Source organism: Terrabacter sp. RAF57 (assembly GCF_052113925.1).
Classification (GTDB): Bacteria; Actinomycetota; Actinomycetes; order Actinomycetales; family Dermatophilaceae; genus Terrabacter.
Genome location: NZ_JBFRDT010000003.1, coordinates 254,295 through 272,071, shown reverse-complemented (window position 1 = coordinate 272,071; position 17,777 = coordinate 254,295). Strand labels below are relative to the sequence as shown.

The 17,777-nt window shown below is 72.2% G+C and carries 17 protein-coding genes; 10 read left to right on the top strand and 7 right to left on the bottom strand.

Annotated elements, in window-relative coordinates; all coding sequences use genetic code 11:
- Window positions 1-114 precede the first annotated feature (114 nt).
- Window positions 115-1,098, bottom strand: a complete 984-nt coding sequence (locus tag AB4Y83_RS06270) for a helix-turn-helix transcriptional regulator (RefSeq protein ID WP_442296322.1) — start codon at window positions 1,096-1,098, stop codon at window positions 115-117.
- Between the two features lie 150 nt (window positions 1,099-1,248).
- Between AB4Y83_RS06270 and AB4Y83_RS06265 the strand changes: the two genes are divergently transcribed.
- The gene (locus tag AB4Y83_RS06265; protein WP_442296321.1) at window positions 1,249-2,007 is read left to right on the top strand and encodes a DinB family protein; all 759 of its coding nucleotides are present in this window, start codon (window positions 1,249-1,251) and stop codon (window positions 2,005-2,007) included.
- A 19-nt stretch (window positions 2,008-2,026) separates the two neighbouring features.
- Here AB4Y83_RS06265 and AB4Y83_RS06260 read toward each other — a convergent pair whose 3' ends face one another.
- Both AB4Y83_RS06260 and AB4Y83_RS06255 read right to left on the bottom strand, forming a co-directional pair.
- Complete coding sequence (locus AB4Y83_RS06260) at window positions 2,027-2,380, bottom strand: VOC family protein (RefSeq protein WP_442296320.1); 354 nt, start codon at window positions 2,378-2,380, stop codon at window positions 2,027-2,029.
- A 41-nt stretch (window positions 2,381-2,421) separates the two neighbouring features.
- Window positions 2,422-2,724 (bottom strand): helix-turn-helix domain-containing protein, encoded by a 303-nt coding sequence (locus AB4Y83_RS06255; RefSeq protein WP_056776796.1) that lies wholly within the window; start codon window positions 2,722-2,724, stop codon window positions 2,422-2,424.
- Window positions 2,725-2,799: 75 nt separating this feature from the next.
- Between AB4Y83_RS06255 and map the strand changes: the two genes are divergently transcribed.
- Window positions 2,800-3,582 (top strand): type I methionyl aminopeptidase, encoded by a 783-nt coding sequence (gene map, locus AB4Y83_RS06250; protein ID WP_442296319.1) that lies wholly within the window; start codon window positions 2,800-2,802, stop codon window positions 3,580-3,582.
- Between the two features lie 95 nt (window positions 3,583-3,677).
- Here map and AB4Y83_RS06245 read toward each other — a convergent pair whose 3' ends face one another.
- The 4 genes from AB4Y83_RS06245 to AB4Y83_RS06230 form a co-directional block, all read right to left on the bottom strand.
- Entirely contained in the window at window positions 3,678-4,703 is a 1,026-nt protein-coding gene (locus AB4Y83_RS06245; RefSeq protein ID WP_442296318.1) for an alanine racemase, read from the bottom strand.
- A 6-nt stretch (window positions 4,704-4,709) separates the two neighbouring features.
- A complete protein-coding gene (locus AB4Y83_RS06240; RefSeq protein ID WP_442296317.1) occupies window positions 4,710-5,828 on the bottom strand; it encodes a lipid II:glycine glycyltransferase FemX in 1,119 nt (372 codons plus the stop codon).
- A gap of 110 nt (window positions 5,829-5,938) precedes the next feature.
- Window positions 5,939-8,632 carry an MGH1-like glycoside hydrolase domain-containing protein gene (locus tag AB4Y83_RS06235; RefSeq protein WP_442296316.1) on the bottom strand — a complete coding sequence of 898 codons (2,694 nt, stop codon included), beginning with the start codon at window positions 8,630-8,632 and terminating at the stop codon, window positions 5,939-5,941.
- A gap of 45 nt (window positions 8,633-8,677) precedes the next feature.
- Window positions 8,678-9,193, bottom strand: coding sequence for a winged helix-turn-helix transcriptional regulator (locus AB4Y83_RS06230; RefSeq protein ID WP_442273567.1), 516 nt, complete (start codon window positions 9,191-9,193; stop codon window positions 8,678-8,680).
- Window positions 9,194-9,250: 57 nt separating this feature from the next.
- On the opposite strand from AB4Y83_RS06230, the gene AB4Y83_RS06225 reads away from it, so the two are divergent.
- From AB4Y83_RS06225 to AB4Y83_RS06190, 8 genes are all read left to right on the top strand, one after another.
- Complete coding sequence (locus tag AB4Y83_RS06225) at window positions 9,251-10,714, top strand: MFS transporter (RefSeq protein ID WP_442296315.1); 1,464 nt, start codon at window positions 9,251-9,253, stop codon at window positions 10,712-10,714.
- Window positions 10,715-10,756: 42 nt separating this feature from the next.
- The gene (locus AB4Y83_RS06220) at window positions 10,757-11,929 is read left to right on the top strand and encodes a MerR family transcriptional regulator (RefSeq protein WP_442296314.1); all 1,173 of its coding nucleotides are present in this window, start codon (window positions 10,757-10,759) and stop codon (window positions 11,927-11,929) included.
- The gene (locus AB4Y83_RS06215; protein WP_442296313.1) at window positions 11,926-12,246 is read left to right on the top strand and encodes a hypothetical protein; all 321 of its coding nucleotides are present in this window, start codon (window positions 11,926-11,928) and stop codon (window positions 12,244-12,246) included. Before AB4Y83_RS06220 ends, AB4Y83_RS06215 begins: the two co-directional genes overlap by 4 nt.
- A gap of 29 nt (window positions 12,247-12,275) precedes the next feature.
- Complete coding sequence (locus AB4Y83_RS06210) at window positions 12,276-13,874, top strand: ABC-F family ATP-binding cassette domain-containing protein (RefSeq protein ID WP_442296312.1); 1,599 nt, start codon at window positions 12,276-12,278, stop codon at window positions 13,872-13,874.
- A 45-nt stretch (window positions 13,875-13,919) separates the two neighbouring features.
- Complete coding sequence (locus tag AB4Y83_RS06205) at window positions 13,920-14,633, top strand: hypothetical protein (RefSeq protein WP_442273562.1); 714 nt, start codon at window positions 13,920-13,922, stop codon at window positions 14,631-14,633.
- A 90-nt stretch (window positions 14,634-14,723) separates the two neighbouring features.
- On the top strand, window positions 14,724-14,936 hold the full coding sequence (locus AB4Y83_RS06200) for a hypothetical protein (protein WP_442273561.1): 213 nt from the start codon (window positions 14,724-14,726) through the stop codon (window positions 14,934-14,936).
- A 40-nt stretch (window positions 14,937-14,976) separates the two neighbouring features.
- Window positions 14,977-15,750: an enoyl-CoA hydratase/isomerase family protein gene (locus AB4Y83_RS06195; RefSeq protein WP_442296311.1), complete on the top strand. Its 774-nt coding sequence runs from the start codon at window positions 14,977-14,979 to the stop codon at window positions 15,748-15,750.
- Between the two features lie 108 nt (window positions 15,751-15,858).
- Window positions 15,859-17,769 carry an ABC transporter ATP-binding protein gene (locus AB4Y83_RS06190; protein WP_442296310.1) on the top strand — a complete coding sequence of 637 codons (1,911 nt, stop codon included), beginning with the start codon at window positions 15,859-15,861 and terminating at the stop codon, window positions 17,767-17,769.
- Window positions 17,770-17,777 lie beyond the last annotated feature (8 nt).

The window sequence follows — 17,777 nt, the reverse complement described above, 5'->3', positions numbered from 1 at the left end:
GGTTGGGACCGGGGGCCTCCCCGGTCCGGTCGAGATCACCCTAGTGCGCGGGGACCYGTGGACGTCGGCTGCTGCACAGGCCGCCGTGACGGTGTCGTACCCGCTGGGGCCGGGTCAGCGATCGGCGGGATCATCGCGGCTGGCGTCGACGGCGCCCGCCGACTTCACGAGCCGCTCGGCGAGGTCCTCGGTGGCCTGGACGAGCGCGGGTGACCCGAGCACCTCGAAGGTCAGCGGGGTGACGGCGAGCTGGCGGGCGTACCACTCGGGCTCGTCGGTCGTGGCCCTCAGCCGGACCCCGCCGTCGACCGGCTCGAGACGTCCTAGGCTGCGCGGGATCCATCGCGTGGCCTCGTCGAGGTCGGCCCGGAGGAGGACGTCGACGTCGTGGCGCCAGCCCTGGGAGAGGTGCTCCTCCAGCGTCCGGAGGGCGTCCAGGTCCTCCGGGGGCTCGAAGGCCACCGACGTCGTGAAGACCGACCGGACCCGGTCGACGCGCAGGGCGCGCTGGGCGTCGCTCGTCTGTGACCACCCGAGGAGGTACCACCGGCCGTGACGCAGGACGACGGCCCAGGGGTCGACCTCCATGGGCCGCTCCCGGCCGTCCTCGAGGCGGTAGTCGAGGCGCACCCGACGCGACCTCGTGCACGCCTCGACGAGCTGGGCCGTCACGGTAGGGTCGACGCGCAGGCTCGGGTCCGACGGTGGCCCGGTGACCCGGCGGACCGCCCGCACCGGTTCGGCGACCTGCTGGGGAAGCACGCGCAGGATCTTGGACAGGGCGGCCCCGACGAGCTCGGTCGGGTCAGCGGCGCCGCGATGGCCCTCGAGCACGGCCATGACGAGGCCGAGCGCCTCGGCGGCCGTGAACATCAGTGGGGGCAGACGGAGCCCACGGCCGACCCGGTAGCCGCCGTGCGGGCCGGTGACCGACTCGATGGGCAGGTCGGCCTCGCGGAGGATCGCGACGTAGCGGCGGGCGGCCCGCTCGGAGACCCCGAGGTGGTCGCCGAGCCGCTCCGCCGTGATGCCGGGGCTGTCCTGGATGGCCTCGAGGGCGAGAAGAGCCCGCGCCGTGGGACTCGTGTCGTACCGCACACCTCTCACCTCCCGGACGCCGACCGTCCGGGACGACGATATCGCCCGGCGGCGACGGTCGAGCTTCGTCGACGTGGGTCCGATCCCGACCCGAGCCGCGCTCGATCGGTAGTCTGAGCCGTCCTGCGCGGCGTACGACGAGGAGACGTCATGGCAACCTTCGGCTCGAGCGACGACCTGCAGGGAGCGGAGTTCGTCGACACGGACCTGCGCGGCGCGCGCTTCGTCGGCGCCGACATCTCCGGCGTCGTCATGCGCGGCGTGCAGGCGGAGGGCGTGGAGATCGATGCGCCGTGGCTCTTCGACGGCAAGAACGTCCTGCTCGTCAACGGCGTCGACGTGGTCCCGCTCGTCGATGCCGAGCTCAACCGTCGTTTCCCGGGACGTGCCGACCGGCGGGCGACCGATCCGGAGGGACTCGCCACTGCCTGGGACCGGCTGGAGCGCACCTGGGCCGCCACGCTCGCGCGTGTCGGCACCCTGCCGTCCGGCACGGTGGACGTGTCGGTGGCCGGCGAGTGGTCGTTCGCCCAGACGCTGCGGCACCTCGTGCTGGCGACGGACACGTGGCTGCGCAAGGCGATCCTCGGGGAGGAGCAGCCGTACCACCCCTACGGGTTGATCGACGTTGCGACCGCGGACGACGGCTTCGACGTGACGGTGCTCGCGCAGGACGCGCCGTCCTACGACGAGGTCCTCGAGGTGCGGGCAGGCCGCGTCGCGATGGTGCGCGACGTCATCGCGGGCGTCACGCCCGAGCTGCTCGCGTCGGACCGACCGAACCCGCACGACCCCGACTACCCCGAGACGGTGCTCTCGTGCCTGCACACGATCCTCGAGGAGGAGTGGGAGCACCACCGCTACGCCGTGCGCGACCTCGACGTCATCGAGGGGAGCGAGGGCGCCTGACCGGTGGCCGGAGCCGTCGTCAGCTGGGTTGCCACAGCTCGATCCTGTTGCCCTCCGGGTCCGTGACCCAGCCGAACCGCCCGACGCCCGCCAGGTCCTGGCTCTCGGCGTCGACCTCCGCCCCGGCGGCGCGCAGCTGGGCGAGCATGGCGTCCAGGTCGCCGACCCGGACGTTGAGCATCGTCTGCTGGGCGCGGGCGCCGAGGTAGTCCGTGTCGGCCGGGAACGCGGCGAACACGGTCGGCCCGGCCTCCTGCTGCCACAGTCCGTTGGCGTCGAAGTCCAGTCCCAGGACCTCGCGGTACCAGGTGCTGAGGGCCGTGGGGTCCGCAGCCCTGAGGAAGTAGCCGCCGATGCCGAGGACGCGTTCCATGCCCACAGCATGGCAGGGCCGGTGGTCGTCGGCCGGAGGTCCTACGAGGCGATGCGGTCCCGACGGTCGGGACCGGAGCCCCGTGGGGCCGCGCCGGCCTCGGGCGGGCTGATCTCGGCCCACACCGCATCGAGGGACAGGCCGAGGACCTCGGCGATCGCTGCGATCGTCGGGAAGGCCGGGGTGGCCACGCGGCCGGACTCGATCTTGCGAAGGGTCTCGGGGGAGATCCGTGCCTCGAGCGCGGTCTCGAGCATCGTGCGATCCCCGCGGGCCCGACGCAGCAGGGCGCCGAGGCGCTGTCCGCGCTCGACCTCCGCGGGTGTGAGCGGCAACCTGACCATGACCACGATCCTAGACCGGGATAACATGGCCGGGATAGTTATTGGTCACACCGCAGCCGCATCGAAAGGCGCCGCATGATCGAGATCCTCAGCCCCTCCGAGCTGCCCCGCGCGAGGGCCGCGGGAGCTCTCGTCGCCGACATCCTGCAAGACCTGAAGGGCCGCGCTGCCGTGGGCACGAACCTCCTGGACATCGACGGCTGGGCGAAGGCCATGATCCTCGAGGCGGGAGCCGCATCCTGCTACGTCGACTACGCACCGTCCTTCGGACGGGGCCCGTTCGGCCACTACATCTGCACCTCGGTCAACGACGCCGTGCTCCACGGGCTGCCTCACGACCGGTCGCTCGCCGACGGCGACCTGCTGTCGCTCGACCTCGCCGTGAACCTGGGCGGCGTCGTCGCCGACTCCGCGATCAGCTTCGTCGTGGGCGGGTGCCGGCCTCCGGAGAGCGTCGCGATGATCGAGGCCACCGAGCGCGCGCTCGCAGCCGGCATCGCCGCGGCCCGGCCGGGCGCCCGCGTGGGGGACCTCTCGTATGCCATCGGCTCGGTCCTCTCCGACGCGGGCTACCCGATCAACACGCAGTTCGGCGGCCACGGCGTCGGGTCGACGATGCACCAGGACCCGCACGTGTCGAACACCGGGCGGCCGGGCCGCGGCTACACGCTGCGCCCCGGACTCCTGCTCGCCCTCGAGCCCTGGGTCATGGCCGGCACCGCCGAGCTCGTGACCGATGCCGACGGGTGGACGCTCCGGAGCGCCACCGGCAGCCACACGGCCCACAGCGAGCACACGATCGCCATCACGGACGACGGCGCCGAGGTCCTCACCGTCCCGACGACAGCGCGGCTCTAGTTCCGACCCGCCTGGACCCGTCGGCGTCCGAGGGACGTCCGAGGGACGTCCGAGGGACGTCCGAGGGACGTCCCTCCTGCCGTCGCTGTGCTGTGTCAGGAGACGACGACGGCGTCCGGGGTCGTCGTCGTCAGGCGCATCCGGACCGGGACGACGTCGCCGATCCGTGGGGGAGCGACGCCGGCCGGCAGCACGAGGAGGCTGCACTGCATGTGCGGCGGCTCGGCGAAGCGCGGCATGACGCCCGACACCGTGAAGGGAGACCGCACCCGGTGTGCTGCCTCGAGCACGCCCTCGGTGACGGCGATGGCACGCGACCGTGTCGTGGCGGCCGACGACGGGCTCTCCATGGCGACGCCGTGCGACGTGCCGCCGCTGACGACGACGAGGTGGCCCGCGGCGACCGCTCGCTGTCGGTAGCCGACCCGCGTGCCCTTGGTGACGGGGCGCACGTCGAGCACGTGCGCGCGCACGTCGTAGGAGCCCTTGTCGGCGTACCAGAGGTCGGTGCCGATGCGCGGCCGGAACTCGTGCTCGGGGAAACGCGCTGCGAGAGTGGCGAGCTCGGCGGGTGAGACGTGCGACACGAACCACGTGCGCACGCCGGGCACGCCGGGCACGGCGGCGATGAAGCGCGAGATCTCCTCGACGTGGCCGGTCCCGAGCGGCAGGTGCAGCGTGACCCCGACCGCGTCGGCGGCGCCGGCCAGACCGGCCACGTCGGCGACAGGCGTGCCGTAGCGGTTCATGGACGTCAGGCCCTCGACCACGACCCGTGCGTCCGAAACCACCTCGCGAAGGCTCCCGAGGTCGGACTCGGTCGTCACGGTGTGCACGACGCGGCGGTTCGCGAGGTCGGGCAGGTCGGCGTGGATAGCCGCACGGTAGGGCTCCATGACGAGCACGTCACCGCCGAACGCGCCCAGCGCAGAAGGCAGCTCGGCGTAGGTGCCGATCGCGACCATCGGCACGCCGAGGCGGGCGGCCTCGGCGCAGAGGAGGTCTCGACCGAAGCCGTAGCCGTTGCCCTTGACGACGGGGACGACGCCGGGGTGCTCGGCGACGAAACGGTCGTGGCCGGCACGCCAGCGCTCACCGTCGACGTGGAGGACGAAGGACACGGCCGATCACCGCCGCTTCATGTAGAGGTCGAAAGCCTTGTAGAGCAAGCGGTTCAGCGGCAGGTCCCACTCGCCGGCCAGCCGCACGGCCTCGCCACCGGTGCCGACCTTGAAGCGGATGAGCCCGATGTGCGGGTTGGCCTCGTCGACCGTGTTCGTGATGCCGCGCAGGTCGTAGACGCCGGCGCCGGCGGCGATCGAGTCCTGCATCATCCGCCACTGGATGGCCGTCGAGCCCTGCAGCTCGCGCTTGGCCGACGTCGACGCGCCGTAGGAGTACCAGGCGTGCTCGCCGACCCGGATGAAGATCGTCGCCGCGAGGACGTCGCCCTCGTGCTCGGCGAGGTAGACGCGGATCCGCTCGGGGTCCTCGGCCGACAGCGCGGCGTACATCTGCTCGAAGTAGGCGAGACCACGCGGCGTGAAACGGTCGCGCTCGGCGGTCTCGACGTAGGTGCGGTGGAACGCCGGCAGGTCGGAGGCGTCCCCGACCCGGACCGTGACGCCGTTCTTCGCGGTCTTCTTGATGTTGCGGCGCCACAGCTGGTTCATACCGGCGAGCACGTCGGCCTCGGTGCGGCCCGCGAGCGGCACCTGGAAGACGTACTCCGGCTGACCGGCGGCGAAGCCGTCGTCGGGGCTGAGGTGGCGGAAGCCCAGCCGCTGCAGCTCGGCGACGACCGCTGTGCCCACCGGCTCGACGACGTCGGGCGTCGCGTCGTCGTAGCGACGGACGGCCGGGTCGCCGATGGCCGCCTTGATCGTGGCCGTGCGCCAGCGGTGCGTCGCCACGGGCGGCCCGAGCCGCAGCGCGAAGGCACCCTTGGCCTTGAGGTGGTCGCGGAGCGCGCGGAGCAGCTCGACGAGACGAGGTGAGGCCCAGTCGATGCACGGCCCCTCGGGCACGTAGGCCAGCGACCGCTTGAGGCGTGGGAGCGAGCGGTGCAGCACGAGCGCGGCGCCGACCATCTCCTCGCCCTCGAACCAGCCGACCGAATCGGCGCGCCATTCCTTCTTGACGTCGGCCCAGGCCGGTGTCTGGAGGAAGCTCGCCGAGGGCTGGGACCGGAGCCAGGCGAGGTGCTGGGCTGCGGAGATGTCACGAACGGAGATGGGCGCGTTCACGCTGGCTCACGCTACCCGAGCGCGGCGGGTCACCCGACACGCCTCGCCCGCCGGACGGCATACGCCCTCTGCGACCCGCCCGGACCGAGCGAGGACGTATGCCGTGTCGCTCAGGCCCAGCCCATGGTGCGCGGGTCGGGGGGCAGCCGCGGGTTGAGCAGGTGCGCGACGAGGGCGGTCCACCCGGTCTGGTGCGTCGCGCCGAGGCCCTCGCCGGTGTCGCCGTCGAAGTACTCCGAGAACGTCGGGTGAGCTGACCACAGCGGGTCCGGCGAGGACTCGATGCGCTTGCCGTCGGAGGGGCGGCGGCCGTCGACGGGGCGGAAGAGCGCCGTCAGGCCGCCGTCGATGACGTCGGCCGCCTCGTCGAGCGTGCGCCAGTCGCCCGAACCGGTCGGGATCTCGATCCGGAAGTCGTCACCGAAGTAGCGGCCGTAGGTGCGCAGCTTGTCGGCGAGCAGGACGTTCGTGGGGAACCAGCCCGCCCCGCGCCAGTTGGAGTTGCCGCCGAACATGCCGGTGCGCGACTCGCCCGGCTCGTACTCGATCGAGACGGTCTCGCTGCCGAGCGTCGCCGTCACAGCCTGACGCGTCGCGGCCGACAGCGACCGGATCCCGTAGGGGGACAAGAACTCCTCCGAGTCGAACATCCGCTCGAGGATGCGGCGCAGGCGCTTCGGCGGCACGAGCGTGAGGAGCATCTTGCCGTCCTCGCGGGCGAGCATCGGCTTGACGAGCTCGGGCCGGCGCTGCTGGAGCCACTGGAAGCGGCTCGTCACGTCGGGGCACTCGTCGACGACCCACGAGGGGATCTCCGTCGCACCGAGGATCGGCAGCAGACCGACCATCGAGCGCACCCGCATGTGCGGCGCGCGCCCGTCGGGCTGCACGAGGACGTCGTAGTAGAAGCCGTCCTCCTCGTGCCACAGCGACTTGTCGCTGGACCCGAAGTGCCGCATCGCCTGGGCGATCGAGAGGAAGTGCTCGAGGAACTTCGTCGCGACGTCGTCCCACGCCTTGTCGGTGCGCGCGAGCTCGAGAGCGATCTTGAGCATCTGCTGGCAGTAGAAGGCCATCCAGCTCGTCGCGTCGGACTGCTCGAGGCGGAAGCCCGGCGGCACGGGAGCGGAGCGGTTGAACAGGCCGATGTTGTCCATCCCGAGGAATCCGCCCTCGAAGAGGTTGGAGCCGTTGGCGTCCTTGCGGTTGACCCACCACGCGAAGTTGAGCAGCAGCTTGGTGAAGACGCGGACGAGGAACTCGCGGTCGCGGTAGCCGTCGATGCGGTAGACGTGCCAGGCCGCCCACGCGTGGACGGGCGGGTTGACGTCGCCGAACTCCCACTCGTACGCCGGGAGCTGGCCGTTGGGGTGCATGGCCCACTCGCGGCACATGAGGAGCAGCTGCTCCTTGGCGAACTCCGGGTCGACGTGGGCGAGCGGGATCGTGTGGAACGCGAGGTCCCACGCGGCGAACCACGGGTACTCCCACTCGTCGGGCATCGAGATGACGTCGGCGAGGGCGAGGTGCTTCCAGTGCTCGTTGCGGCCCTTCCTGCGCGACTCGGCCACCGCCGGGCCGACGGGGTCGCCGTCGACCCACTGGCGCACGTCGTAGCGGTAGAGCTGCTTGCCCCAGAGGAGGCCGGCGTAGGCCCGGCGCGCGACGTGGCGGTCGGCCTCGGCGAGAGAGGCGTCGATGACGTGCCCGTAGAACTCGTCGGCCTCGGCCGACCGGGAGCCGAGCACCTCCTCGAACGGTTCGCCGAACCACTCGAGCCCGGGGTCGCCGGTCGCGAGGCGCAGGTCGACCGTGACGGTCTCACCCGGCTCGACGGCGTCGAACCGGTACCAGAACGAGCACTTGCTGCCGTAGCCGTCGGGGTTGACGGCCTGGGTGCGGCCGTGGACGACCCGCTCGTTGATCGAGTCCTTCGGGTAGCGCGACTGGTTCGCGAGCGCCTGGTCGCCGAAGACGTGCCGCGCGTTCGTCTCGTTGTCGCAGAAGAGCGTCGTGGGGGAGCCGGACGCGGCAAGGACGTAGCGGCCGAGGAAGCCGTGCGTCACCTCGGCGGCGCGGTAGCCACGCGTCGGGCGTCCGTTGCGGCGGATCTCGCGCAGCTCGGTGACGCGGTCGTCGACGCCCCAGGACCAGGTGTTGCGCAGCCAGATCGTCGGCAGCACGTGGAGCGGCGCGGCAGCCGGCCCGTGGTTGGTCGCCGAGATCCGGATGCACATGTCGTCGGGCCCGGCCTTGGCATACGTCATCGTCACGTCGAAGAACTCGTGGTCGTCGAGGATGCCGGTGTCGCCGAGCTCGAACTCCCTTTCGTCGCGGGTGCGCTCGCGGTTCTCGCGCCGCAGCTGCTCGTAGGGGAACTCGGCCTGCGGGTAGCGGTAGAGCCACTGCATCCACGAGTGCGTGGGGGTGCCGTCGAGGGCCCACCAGTACTCCTTGGCGTCCTCGCCGTGGTTGCCCTCCTCGTTCGTCAGGCCGAAGAGGCGCTCCTTGAGGATCGGGTCCTTGCCGTTCCACAGGGCGACGGAGACGTTGAGGAAGCCGAAGCGGTCGCTGATGCCGCCCAGCCCGTCCTCGCCCCAGCGGTAGGCGCGCGACACGGCCTGGTCGAAGGGGAACTCCGACCACGCGTTGCTCTCGGCCGAGTAGTCCTCGCGGACCGTGCCCCACTGCCGGCCGGAGAGGTAGGGGCCCCAGAGGCGCCACGGGGAGTCGTGGCCGGGGGAGTCGATGAGCCGCGCGTGCTCCGCACTGAGCGGTTCACCCGGGGGCAGGGGGCTGTTCATGGGGAACATCGTGCTGCATCGATGTGTCTCCCGCGTTACGCCCCCTCACTCGCGCAGCGGCGCCAGCAGGCGGTGGGGCTCCCGGAGCCTCGCGGACAGCGGGTTGGCGGGCGGGTCCGTGCCGGCTCCCGGTCCGGGCCGGGTCTCGAGCTCGGCCGCGGGCGGTGTCGCTCCGCACACGGGGCAGCGCCCGGACACGTCGACGTCGGCGTCGCAGGACACGTGGCGGAAGAGCCGCCGCGGCCCCCGCGTGGACGTCGTGGCGTCCCCCCAGCGCATGAGGGCGTGGACGGCCGGCCAGAGCGCCTCGCCGGAGGGGGTGAGGACGTATGAGTCGTGTCCGCCGTGCATCCGGCGCTCGAGGACGCCGGCCTCGACGAGCGATCCGAGCCGTTGGGTGAGGACCGCCTTGGAGATGTCGAGGCGGCGCCGGAAGTCGCTGAACCGGGTGACGCCGAGGAAGGCGTCGCGCACGAGCAGCAGCGACCACCGCTCGCCGACGACCTCGAGTGCCTTGGCGAGCGAGCAGTCCTGTCCGCTGTAGTCCGTTCCGAGCGCCATGGAATGAAGGTACGCCGTGGTCTGTTCAACAGACCAACCGAGACCACGGAGGACGTCATGAGCCGCACCTGGCAGGTAGCACCCGGTACGACGACGCGCGGGGCGAACGCTCCCCGAACCGGAGAGCAGGCCCGGCGCGCGCTCGCCGTGGCCGCGGTGGGCACCGTCCTGGCCCTCGTCGCCTTCACGGCCCCTCTGGCCACGGTCGGCTCGGTCACCGCGGCGCTCGGGTCGGACGTCCCCGGACGCACGTGGATCCTCAGCTCGATGGGCATCGGGCTCGGGGCGGCACTGCTGACGGCAGGGACCCTGGCCGACGACCGCGGTCGGCGTCGCGTCCTCGTGGGCGGCCTGGTCGTCCTTGCCGCATCGAGCCTCGCCGCCGCCCTCGCCGGAGGCACGCTCGTGTTCGTCCTCGCCCGGGTCGGCCAGGGCATCGGCGCCGCGGCGGTCATCGCGGCGAGCCTGGGCCTCGTCGCCCACTGGTTCGAGCCCGGGCCGGCCCGGGCGGCCGCGAGCGGGGTGTGGGGTGCGAGTGTCGGAGGCGGCATCGCCCTCGGCCCGCTCGTCGCGAGCGCCTTAGACCGCTGGGCGTCGTGGCGCGACACGTACGTCGTCCTCGCCGTGGCGGCCCTCGTGCTGGCCGTGGTCGCACGACGCCGGCTGGACGAGACCCGGTCGCACGAACGTCGACCGCTCGACGCGTGGGGCGCGACGCTGCTCGCCGTTGCGACCACGGGCTTCCTCGCGGCGCTCGTCGAAGGGCGCAGCGGGTGGGGCCGGCCGGAGGTCCTCGTCCTGCTCGGTGTGGGCGCGGCCTCGGCTGCCGCGTTCGTGGTGGCCGAGCGGCGCACGTCCTTCCCGATGGTCGACCCGTCCCTCTTCCGTGACGGCCGGTTCGTCGCCGCGAGTGCGGCTGCGCTCGCGACCGGTGCCGGCGCGATCGGGCTGCTGTCGTTCCTCCCCGGCTTCCTCGCCCTGGCTCTCGGTCTGCCCCCGACGACCTCCGCCGTGCTCTTCCTCGCCTGGTCCGGGACGAGCGTCGTGTTCGCCCTCGTGGCCCGGCGGCTGCCGGCCGGGTGGTCCGGCAGGGCGCAGCTGGCGGGTGGGCTGGTCGTCGTGGCCGCAGGTCAGCTCGCGCTGTCGGGGATCACGCCCGGGTCCTCCTGGGCCCGGTTCCTGCCCGGGCTGCTCGTCGCCGGGGTGGGTAGTGGGGTCCTCAACGCCGCTCTCGGGCGTGAGGCCGTCGCGAGCGTGCCGCCGGGGCGGGGCGGGATGGGTAGCGGCGCGAACAACACGGCCCGCTACCTCGGCTCGTCCATCGGGGTCACGGTGGTCGCCGTCGTCGTCGCGGCGCACGCGGGGACCGGCTCGGGGGTGTCCGGGCTCGTGGCCGGTTGGAATGTCGCGGTATGGGTTACCGCCGGCATCTCGCTCGTCGGGGCCGTCGTCGTGGGGGCCACGTCGGTGACGGATCGACGACGGACCGTCGCGGACGCCGTCGCCGACCCGACCCACTGACCGCTTGACCTTCGACCCGGTCGAGGGCCCAGTCTTCTCGTCATGCCCGCCGAGCCCGAGCCCGCTGCCGTCGACGACCGCCTCCTGACGATCGGGGAGGTCGCCCGTCGGAGTGGCCTCACCGCCAGCGCGCTGCGCTTCTACGACCGGGAGGGAGTCCTCGTCCCGGCCGACGTGGACGCCCTGACGGGCTACCGGAGGTATGCCGTCGCTCAGGTCCGCGCCGCCCGTCTCCTCGCGTCGCTGCGCCGGGTCGGTATGCCGCTCGCCGAGGTCGCGCTCGTGCTCGACGAGGACGCGCGGGGTGCGTCCGGAGCTGCCGCGGACGTCGTCGTCGCCCACGAGCAGCGCCTCGTCGACGGGTTGGCGGATGCCCGGCGCGAGATCGTGCGCACCCTGGCCCTCCTCGCCGAGCGCGACCACCCGGGCTCGGAGGCCTGTCGGGTCACGGTCCGTGCCGGTGATCTTGCCGCAGCCCTGGGCGCGGTCCGGTTCGCCGTGGCGCCGGGGGAGCCGGTTGCGGGCGCCCCCGACGGGGTTGACCTGCGCGTCCTGACGGGGATCCTCGTCGAGGTGTGCGGCGCCGAGGTGCGGTGCGTCGCCACCGACCGCTACCGCCTCGCCGTCGGGTGCGCTCCCGTCGTCGTCCCATCGACGGCCTCGCCGGACAACCCGGTGGCCGCCGTCGTCCCGCTCGGCTGGGCCGACCGGGTCGCCGCGAGGTGCGGCGGCATCGACGCGGACTCCGCCGTCGAGCTCGAAGTGCGCCCGGGGCGGGTGGGCGTGCTCGTCGACGGTGAGCTGGTCGCGACCCCGGTGGTCCCCGGCTCGTTCCCCGACTGCCGCAGCATCGTGGCCACCGCGCCGGGTCGGGATGCCGTCGACGCCGACGGCCTGCAGGCTCGCTTGCCGGTGGAGGCGCAGACGGTCGGCCTCGTCGTGCGTGACGGCTCGGTCCACGTGGCCGAGCCGCGTGGTGCCGGTGCCGGTGACGCAGCCGTCGTCGTCGATCCCGAGTTCCTCCACGAGGCGCTCGCCGTCGCGGGCGCCCGGCCGACGCTCGTGCTCGACGGTCCGCACCGCCCCCTGGCGATCCGCGGTGACGGGGCGGGCTTCTCCGTCCTCATGCCCGTCGCGCCCATGGTTCGTGGTGACGGCGTCACGGACGTGCCTGACGCGATCACCTCGAACGGAGAGGGTGCCGACCCGGCATGAGCGTCCTCGTCCACCTGTGCCGCGGCTGCGGCCACCAGCAGGCGTGGCACGAGTCCGGCAACGGCGGCTACACGCCGTGCCGGTGCTGCCGCGCCGGTTCGGCCGACCCCGACCCGACCCCGACGCTGCTGCCGACCGTCACCTCGCCCGGCGGCATACGCGAGCAGCTCTGGGAGCCCGGCACCCAGCGGAACGTCGGCACGATGCACGCCTCCCGTACGTGCGACTGTGCTGCGTGCCACGAGGTCGCCGCACGGATAACGCGTCGAGAGCACCCCCTCGCGGCTCCTAGACTGGAGGGGTTGTCCGGCCGCTGACGTAGTGCGGCACCGATAGGAGGAATGCCGTGATCGTCGCCACCGGGATCGAGCTGCGCGCCGGGGCGCGCCTGCTCGTCGAGGACGCCAGCTTCAGGATCGACGCGGGCGACCGCATCGGCCTCGTCGGACGCAACGGGGCCGGCAAGACCACCCTGACCAAGGTGCTCGCCGGGGAGGGCCAGCCGGCCGCGGGCACGGTGACCCGAACGGGCGCCGTCGGCTACCTGCCGCAGGACCCCCGCACCGGCGACCTCGAGATGCTCGCCCGCGACCGCATCCTCTCCGCCCGCGGCCTGGACGCCATCGTGCGCCAGCGGTCCGAGGCCGAGGCGCGGATGGGCAGTGACGACGAGAAGGTTCGCGACAAGGCGATGCGGGCCTACACCCGACTCGAGGTGGAGTTCGAGGCCCAGGGCGGGTATGCCGCCGAGTCCGAGGCCGCGTCCATCGCCAACGCCCTCAACCTCGAGGAGCGCATCCTCGGCCAACCGCTCGGAACCCTCTCGGGTGGCCAGCGTCGCCGCGTCGAGCTGTCGCGGATCCTCTTCTCCGGCAACGAGACCCTGCTCCTCGACGAGCCGACGAACCACCTCGACGCCGACTCGATCATCTGGCTGAGGGAGTATCTCCGTGCCTACAAGGGCGGGCTCATCATCATCAGCCACGACGCCGAGATGCTCGACGCCGTCGTCAACAAGGTCTACCACCTCGACGCGAACCGCTCCGCACTCGACGTCTACAACGTCAGCTGGAAGACCTACCTCCAGGCACGCGAGACGGATGAGAAGCGCCGCCGCCGCGAGCTGCAGAACGCCCAGAAGAAGGCCGGCGCCCTCATGGCGCAGGCCGACAAGATGCGCGCCAAGGCCACCAAGGCGACGGCGGCCCAGAACATGGCCAAGCGCGCCGAGCGACTCCTCGCCGGCGTCGAGGGCGAGCGGGTCCAGGACAAGGTGGCCAAGCTCCGCTTCCCCAAGCCGGCCGCTTGCGGCAAGACCCCCCTGCGCGCGTCGGGGCTCTCCCGCTCGTACGGCTCGCTGGAGGTCTTCACCGACGTCGACCTCGCCATCGACCGCGGCAGCAAGGTCGTGGTGCTCGGCCTCAACGGTGCCGGCAAGACGACGCTGCTGCGGATGCTCGCCGGCGTCGACACCCCCGACACCGGGGAGGTCGAGCCCGGTCACGGGCTGCGCCTCGGCTACTACGCCCAGGAGCACGAGAACCTCGACGTCGGTCGCACGGTCCTCGAGAACATGAAGTCGGCCGCGCCGGAGCTCGGCGAGACCGAGGTGCGCAAGGTGCTCGGCTCCTTCCTCTTCTCGGGCGACGACGTCCACAAGCCCGCGGGCGTGCTCTCGGGCGGCGAGAAGACGCGTCTGTCGCTCGCCCTGCTCGTCGTCTCCGCGGCCAACGTGCTGCTCCTCGACGAGCCCACGAACAACCTCGACCCGGCGTCGCGGGCCGAGATCCTCGGGGCCCTGTCGACCTTCGAGGGTGCCGTCGTGCTCGTCACCCACGACGAGGGGGCCGTCGAGGCACTCGAGCCCGAGCGCATCCTGCTGCTGCCCGACGGCGTCGAGGACCTCTGGGGACCGGACTACCTCGACCTCATCTCGCTCGCCTGAGCCTGTCGGCACCCGTCGCGAGGCTCCACTGGCTACGTTGGCGCCATGACATCGAGCGCGGGGCGACGACGGCGCCGTGAGCCACGCTCGAGCGCCGGCGAGAACCGCCTGTGGCCGGCGCTCGCGGTCGTCGTGGCAGCGCTGGCGTATGCCGTGCTGCCGGAGAGCCTTCTCGTCGGGCCACGGTTGGCCATCCCCGCCCTCGAGCTCGTGCTGCTCGGCGCGCTCGTCGTGACGAACCCGCGCCGACTGGTCCGTCAGACGCGCTGGTCCCGCGTCGTCTCCATCGCCCTCGCGTGCGTGGTCATCGCGACGAACCTCTTCGCGCTCGGCATGCTCGTGCGAAGCCTCACCTCGTCCGAGCCGGGCGGCATGCCCTTGCTGCTGGCCGGCATGCAGGTGTGGCTGACCAACGTCATCGGCTTCGGCCTGCTCTTCTGGGAGATCGACCGTGGGGGACCGGTCGCGCGGCACACGGTCGTGCGCGACCGGCTCCCGCCGGCCGACTGGCGCTTCTCGCAGGACGAGAACCAGGACGCGATCACCGAGGTCGCCGCGACCTCGAGCGCCCGGAGCAACTGGCGGCCGGAGTTCGTCGACTACCTCTACGTGTCCCTGACGAACTCGAGCGCGTTCAGCCCCACCGACACGATGCCGCTGTCGGCGCGGGCCAAGGCCCTCATGGGTCTCGAGGCGACGGCCGCGCTGCTCACGTCCTTGCTCGTCGTCGCCCGAGCGGTGGGCTCCCTGGGACAGTGAGCCCGCCCGACGGCATACATAAGCAAATAGTTGGGCTCACATAATGGACGGTTATTGTATCTGAGTGGGTCGATCGGGACACTGTGTCCCATGCCCACCGACCACCACCTCACCTGCCCGTACTGCTCGGGCGAGGACCTGACGCCGTTCCCGGACCCCACCTCCGCGTGGTCGTGCCTGGACTGTGCGCGCGTCTTCCGGGTCGAGCTGGTCCAGCCTGCGTCCGTGACCGGATGGGGCGTCCTGCGCGTCGTCCCGCCTGCGACGGTCGGTCGCGCGGTCGTTCCGGCGGTGGCGGCCTGAGCCCGACGGCCTCGCCGTGACCCACGGGTAGCCTGCGTCCATGACGCATCCGCACCTCGTTGTCGAGACCGACGGACCTGTCCGCACCCTCACGCTCGACCACCCGGAGAAGCGCAACGCGCAGACCCCGTCGCTGTGGGCGGCGCTCGCCGACGAGGCGCGGTCGGTCCCCGAGGACGTACGCGTCGTCGTCCTCCGCGGGGCCGGTGACGCCTTCTCCGCCGGCATCGACACCGCCATGTTCACCCCGGAGGGTGTGCCCGGGGAGGAGAGCGTGGCCCAGCTCGCCGCGGGAGGCCCGGAGGCGGTCCAGCGTGGGATCGCGGCCTATCAGGAGGGCTTCACCGCATGGGCGGAGTGCCCGGCCGTCGTCGTGGCGCAGGTGCACGGCTACGCGATCGGCGCAGGCTTCCAGCTCGCGCTCGCGGCCGACCTGCGCGTCGCGGCGCTCGACGCGTGGTTCGCCATGCGCGAGACGAGCCTCGGTCTGGTGCCCGACCTCGGCGGCACCGGGCCGCTCGTCCACCTCGTCGGCTACGCCCGGGCGCTCGAGATTTGTGCGACGGGACGCCGGGTGTCTGCGCCCGAGGCGCTCAGCATCGGCCTCGTCGGGTCGCTCGCTCCCGCCGACGATCTCGAGGAGGCCACGGCCTCGCTCGTCGAGGCGCTGCTCGCAGCGCCGGCACCCGCGCTGCGAGCGCTCAAGCCGCTGCTGCGGGGCGCGATGGACGGAGACCGCGACGGGCAGCTCGCCCGCGAGCGGGAGGCCCAGACGGGGCTGCTCCAGGCGCTGCTCGGCGGTTTCGGCGCCTGAGTCGCGCCCCAGCCCCGGCTGATCCCCGCCCCAGGGGAATCGCTGTCGGTCCCTCGGGGTTGGATCAAGGGACTGAAGGAGGTCTGTGCCGTGGGCATGCAGCCGTGGATGGCGATGCGATCGATGTCGCGCGACTCGTCGGTGGCCGAGCGGAGCCTGTCGCCGGGCACCCGCCGCCGCGTCCTGACGTACGCCGCGCCGTACCGTCGGGCGATCATCGCCTTCCTCGCGGTCGTCGTCGTCGACTCGGTGCTCGTGGTCACGGTGCCGCTCCTGATCAAGAGCCTCGTCGACGACGGAGTCATCCCCAAGGACTCGTCCGTCGTCGTCCGGCTCTCGCTCGTCGTCGCGGTGATCGCCATCGCGGACGCCGTGCTGACGGTCATCTCGCGGTGGTACTCCTCGCGCATCGGTGAGGGTCTGATCAACGACCTCCGCACCCAGGTCTTCGCACACGTGCTGCGCCAGCCGATCGCCTTCTTCACCCGCGCGCAGACAGGCTCACTGGTCTCCCGCCTCAACAACGACGTCGTCGGCGCGCAGCAGGCGTTCACGTCCGTGCTGTCCAACGTCGTCTCCAACATCGTGTCGGTGGCGCTCGTCATCGCGGCGATGCTCGCCCTGTCGTGGCAGCTGACGCTGGGCTCGCTGCTGCTCGTGCCGCTCTTCCTCATCCCGGCCAAGCTCATGGGCCAGCGGCTCGCGAGCCTTGCGCACCGCCAGATGACGCTCAACGCCGACATGGGCACGCGGATGACCGAGCGCTTCAACGTCGCCGGTGCCCTGCTCGTCAAGCTCTTCGGCAATCCCGCCCGTGAGGGGGCCGAGTACGCCGAGCGCGCCGGCCGGGTCCGCGACATCGGCATCCAGATCGCGCTCAACCGCACGATCTTCATGGCCGCCCTCACCCTCGTCGCGGCGCTGGCGACCGCGATGATCTACGGCTTCGGCGGCGTCATGGCCGTCAACGGCACGCTCTCCGTCGGCACGCTGCTGGCCCTGGCCGCGCTGCTCGCCCGCCTCTACGGCCCGCTCACGTCGCTGTCCAACGTCCGGGTCGACATCATGACGGCACTCATCTCCTTCGAGCGCGTCTTCGAGGTGCTCGACCTCGAGCCGCTCGTCAAGGAGCGGCCCGGTGCCGTCGACCTGCCCAGCGGACCCCTCGGGGTCGAGCTCGACCACGTCGCGTTCCGCTACCCGTCCGCCGACGAGGTGTCGCTCGCCTCCCTCGAGTCCGTGGCCTCGGGTGACCGCCGCGGCAGCGGCGTCGTGCTCCACGACGTCACCGTCTCGGCTCCCTCCGGCCACCTCGTCGCGCTCGTCGGACCCTCGGGTGCCGGCAAGACGACCCTGACGTCGCTCGTGTCCCGGCTCTACGACCCGAGCGAGGGCGTCGTGCGCATCGGTGGCGTCGACCTGCGCGACGTCACGATGACCTCGCTGCGCGACCGCGTCGGGGTCGTGACCCAGGAGGCCCACCTCTTCCACGACACGATCCGGGCCAACCTGCTCTACGCCCGGCCCGACGCCACCGACGACGAGATCCACGCGGCCCTCCGGGCCGCCCAGATCAGCGACCTCGTCGCGGAGCTCCCGGAGGGTCTCGACACCGTCGTCGGCGACCGCGGCCACCGGCTCAGCGGCGGCGAGAAGCAGCGGCTCGCCATCGCGCGCCTGCTGCTCAAGGCGCCCGACGTCGTCGTGCTCGACGAGGCGACGGCCCACCTCGACTCCGAGTCGGAGGTCGCGGTGCAGCGGGCGCTCGACGCGGCCCTCGAGGGGCGCACCTCGATCGTCATCGCCCACCGGCTGTCGACGATCCGCCAGGCCGACCTCATCGTCGTGCTCGATCACGGCCGCGTCGTCGAGACCGGCCGGCACTCCGAGCTGCTCGCGGCGGGTGGCCTGTACGCCGACCTCCACGCGACGCAGTTCGACGACCAGACCGTCGAGCGGCCCGGGCGAGCCGAGCGTGAGCTCACGGCGCTGGAGCGCGACGCGCTCGACCACGTCTGAGCACTGCC

Coding starts and splice junctions, on each gene's coding strand:
- AB4Y83_RS06200 (WP_442273561.1), top strand. CDS start 14,724: ATGCCCACCGACCACCACCTCACCTGCCCGTACTGCTCGGGCGAGGAC.
- AB4Y83_RS06215 (WP_442296313.1), top strand. CDS start 11,926: ATGAGCGTCCTCGTCCACCTGTGCCGCGGCTGCGGCCACCAGCAGGCG.
- AB4Y83_RS06260 (WP_442296320.1), bottom strand. CDS start 2,380: ATGGAACGCGTCCTCGGCATCGGCGGCTACTTCCTCAGGGCTGCGGAC.
- AB4Y83_RS06235 (WP_442296316.1), bottom strand. CDS start 8,632: ATGAACAGCCCCCTGCCCCCGGGTGAACCGCTCAGTGCGGAGCACGCG.
- AB4Y83_RS06255 (WP_056776796.1), bottom strand. CDS start 2,724: ATGGTCAGGTTGCCGCTCACACCCGCGGAGGTCGAGCGCGGACAGCGC.
- AB4Y83_RS06205 (WP_442273562.1), top strand. CDS start 13,920: ATGACATCGAGCGCGGGGCGACGACGGCGCCGTGAGCCACGCTCGAGC.
- AB4Y83_RS06230 (WP_442273567.1), bottom strand. CDS start 9,193: ATGGCGCTCGGAACGGACTACAGCGGACAGGACTGCTCGCTCGCCAAG.
- AB4Y83_RS06220 (WP_442296314.1), top strand. CDS start 10,757: ATGCCCGCCGAGCCCGAGCCCGCTGCCGTCGACGACCGCCTCCTGACG.
- AB4Y83_RS06195 (WP_442296311.1), top strand. CDS start 14,977: ATGACGCATCCGCACCTCGTTGTCGAGACCGACGGACCTGTCCGCACC.
- AB4Y83_RS06265 (WP_442296321.1), top strand. CDS start 1,249: ATGGCAACCTTCGGCTCGAGCGACGACCTGCAGGGAGCGGAGTTCGTC.
- map (WP_442296319.1), top strand. CDS start 2,800: ATGATCGAGATCCTCAGCCCCTCCGAGCTGCCCCGCGCGAGGGCCGCG.
- AB4Y83_RS06190 (WP_442296310.1), top strand. CDS start 15,859: ATGGCGATGCGATCGATGTCGCGCGACTCGTCGGTGGCCGAGCGGAGC.
- AB4Y83_RS06225 (WP_442296315.1), top strand. CDS start 9,251: ATGAGCCGCACCTGGCAGGTAGCACCCGGTACGACGACGCGCGGGGCG.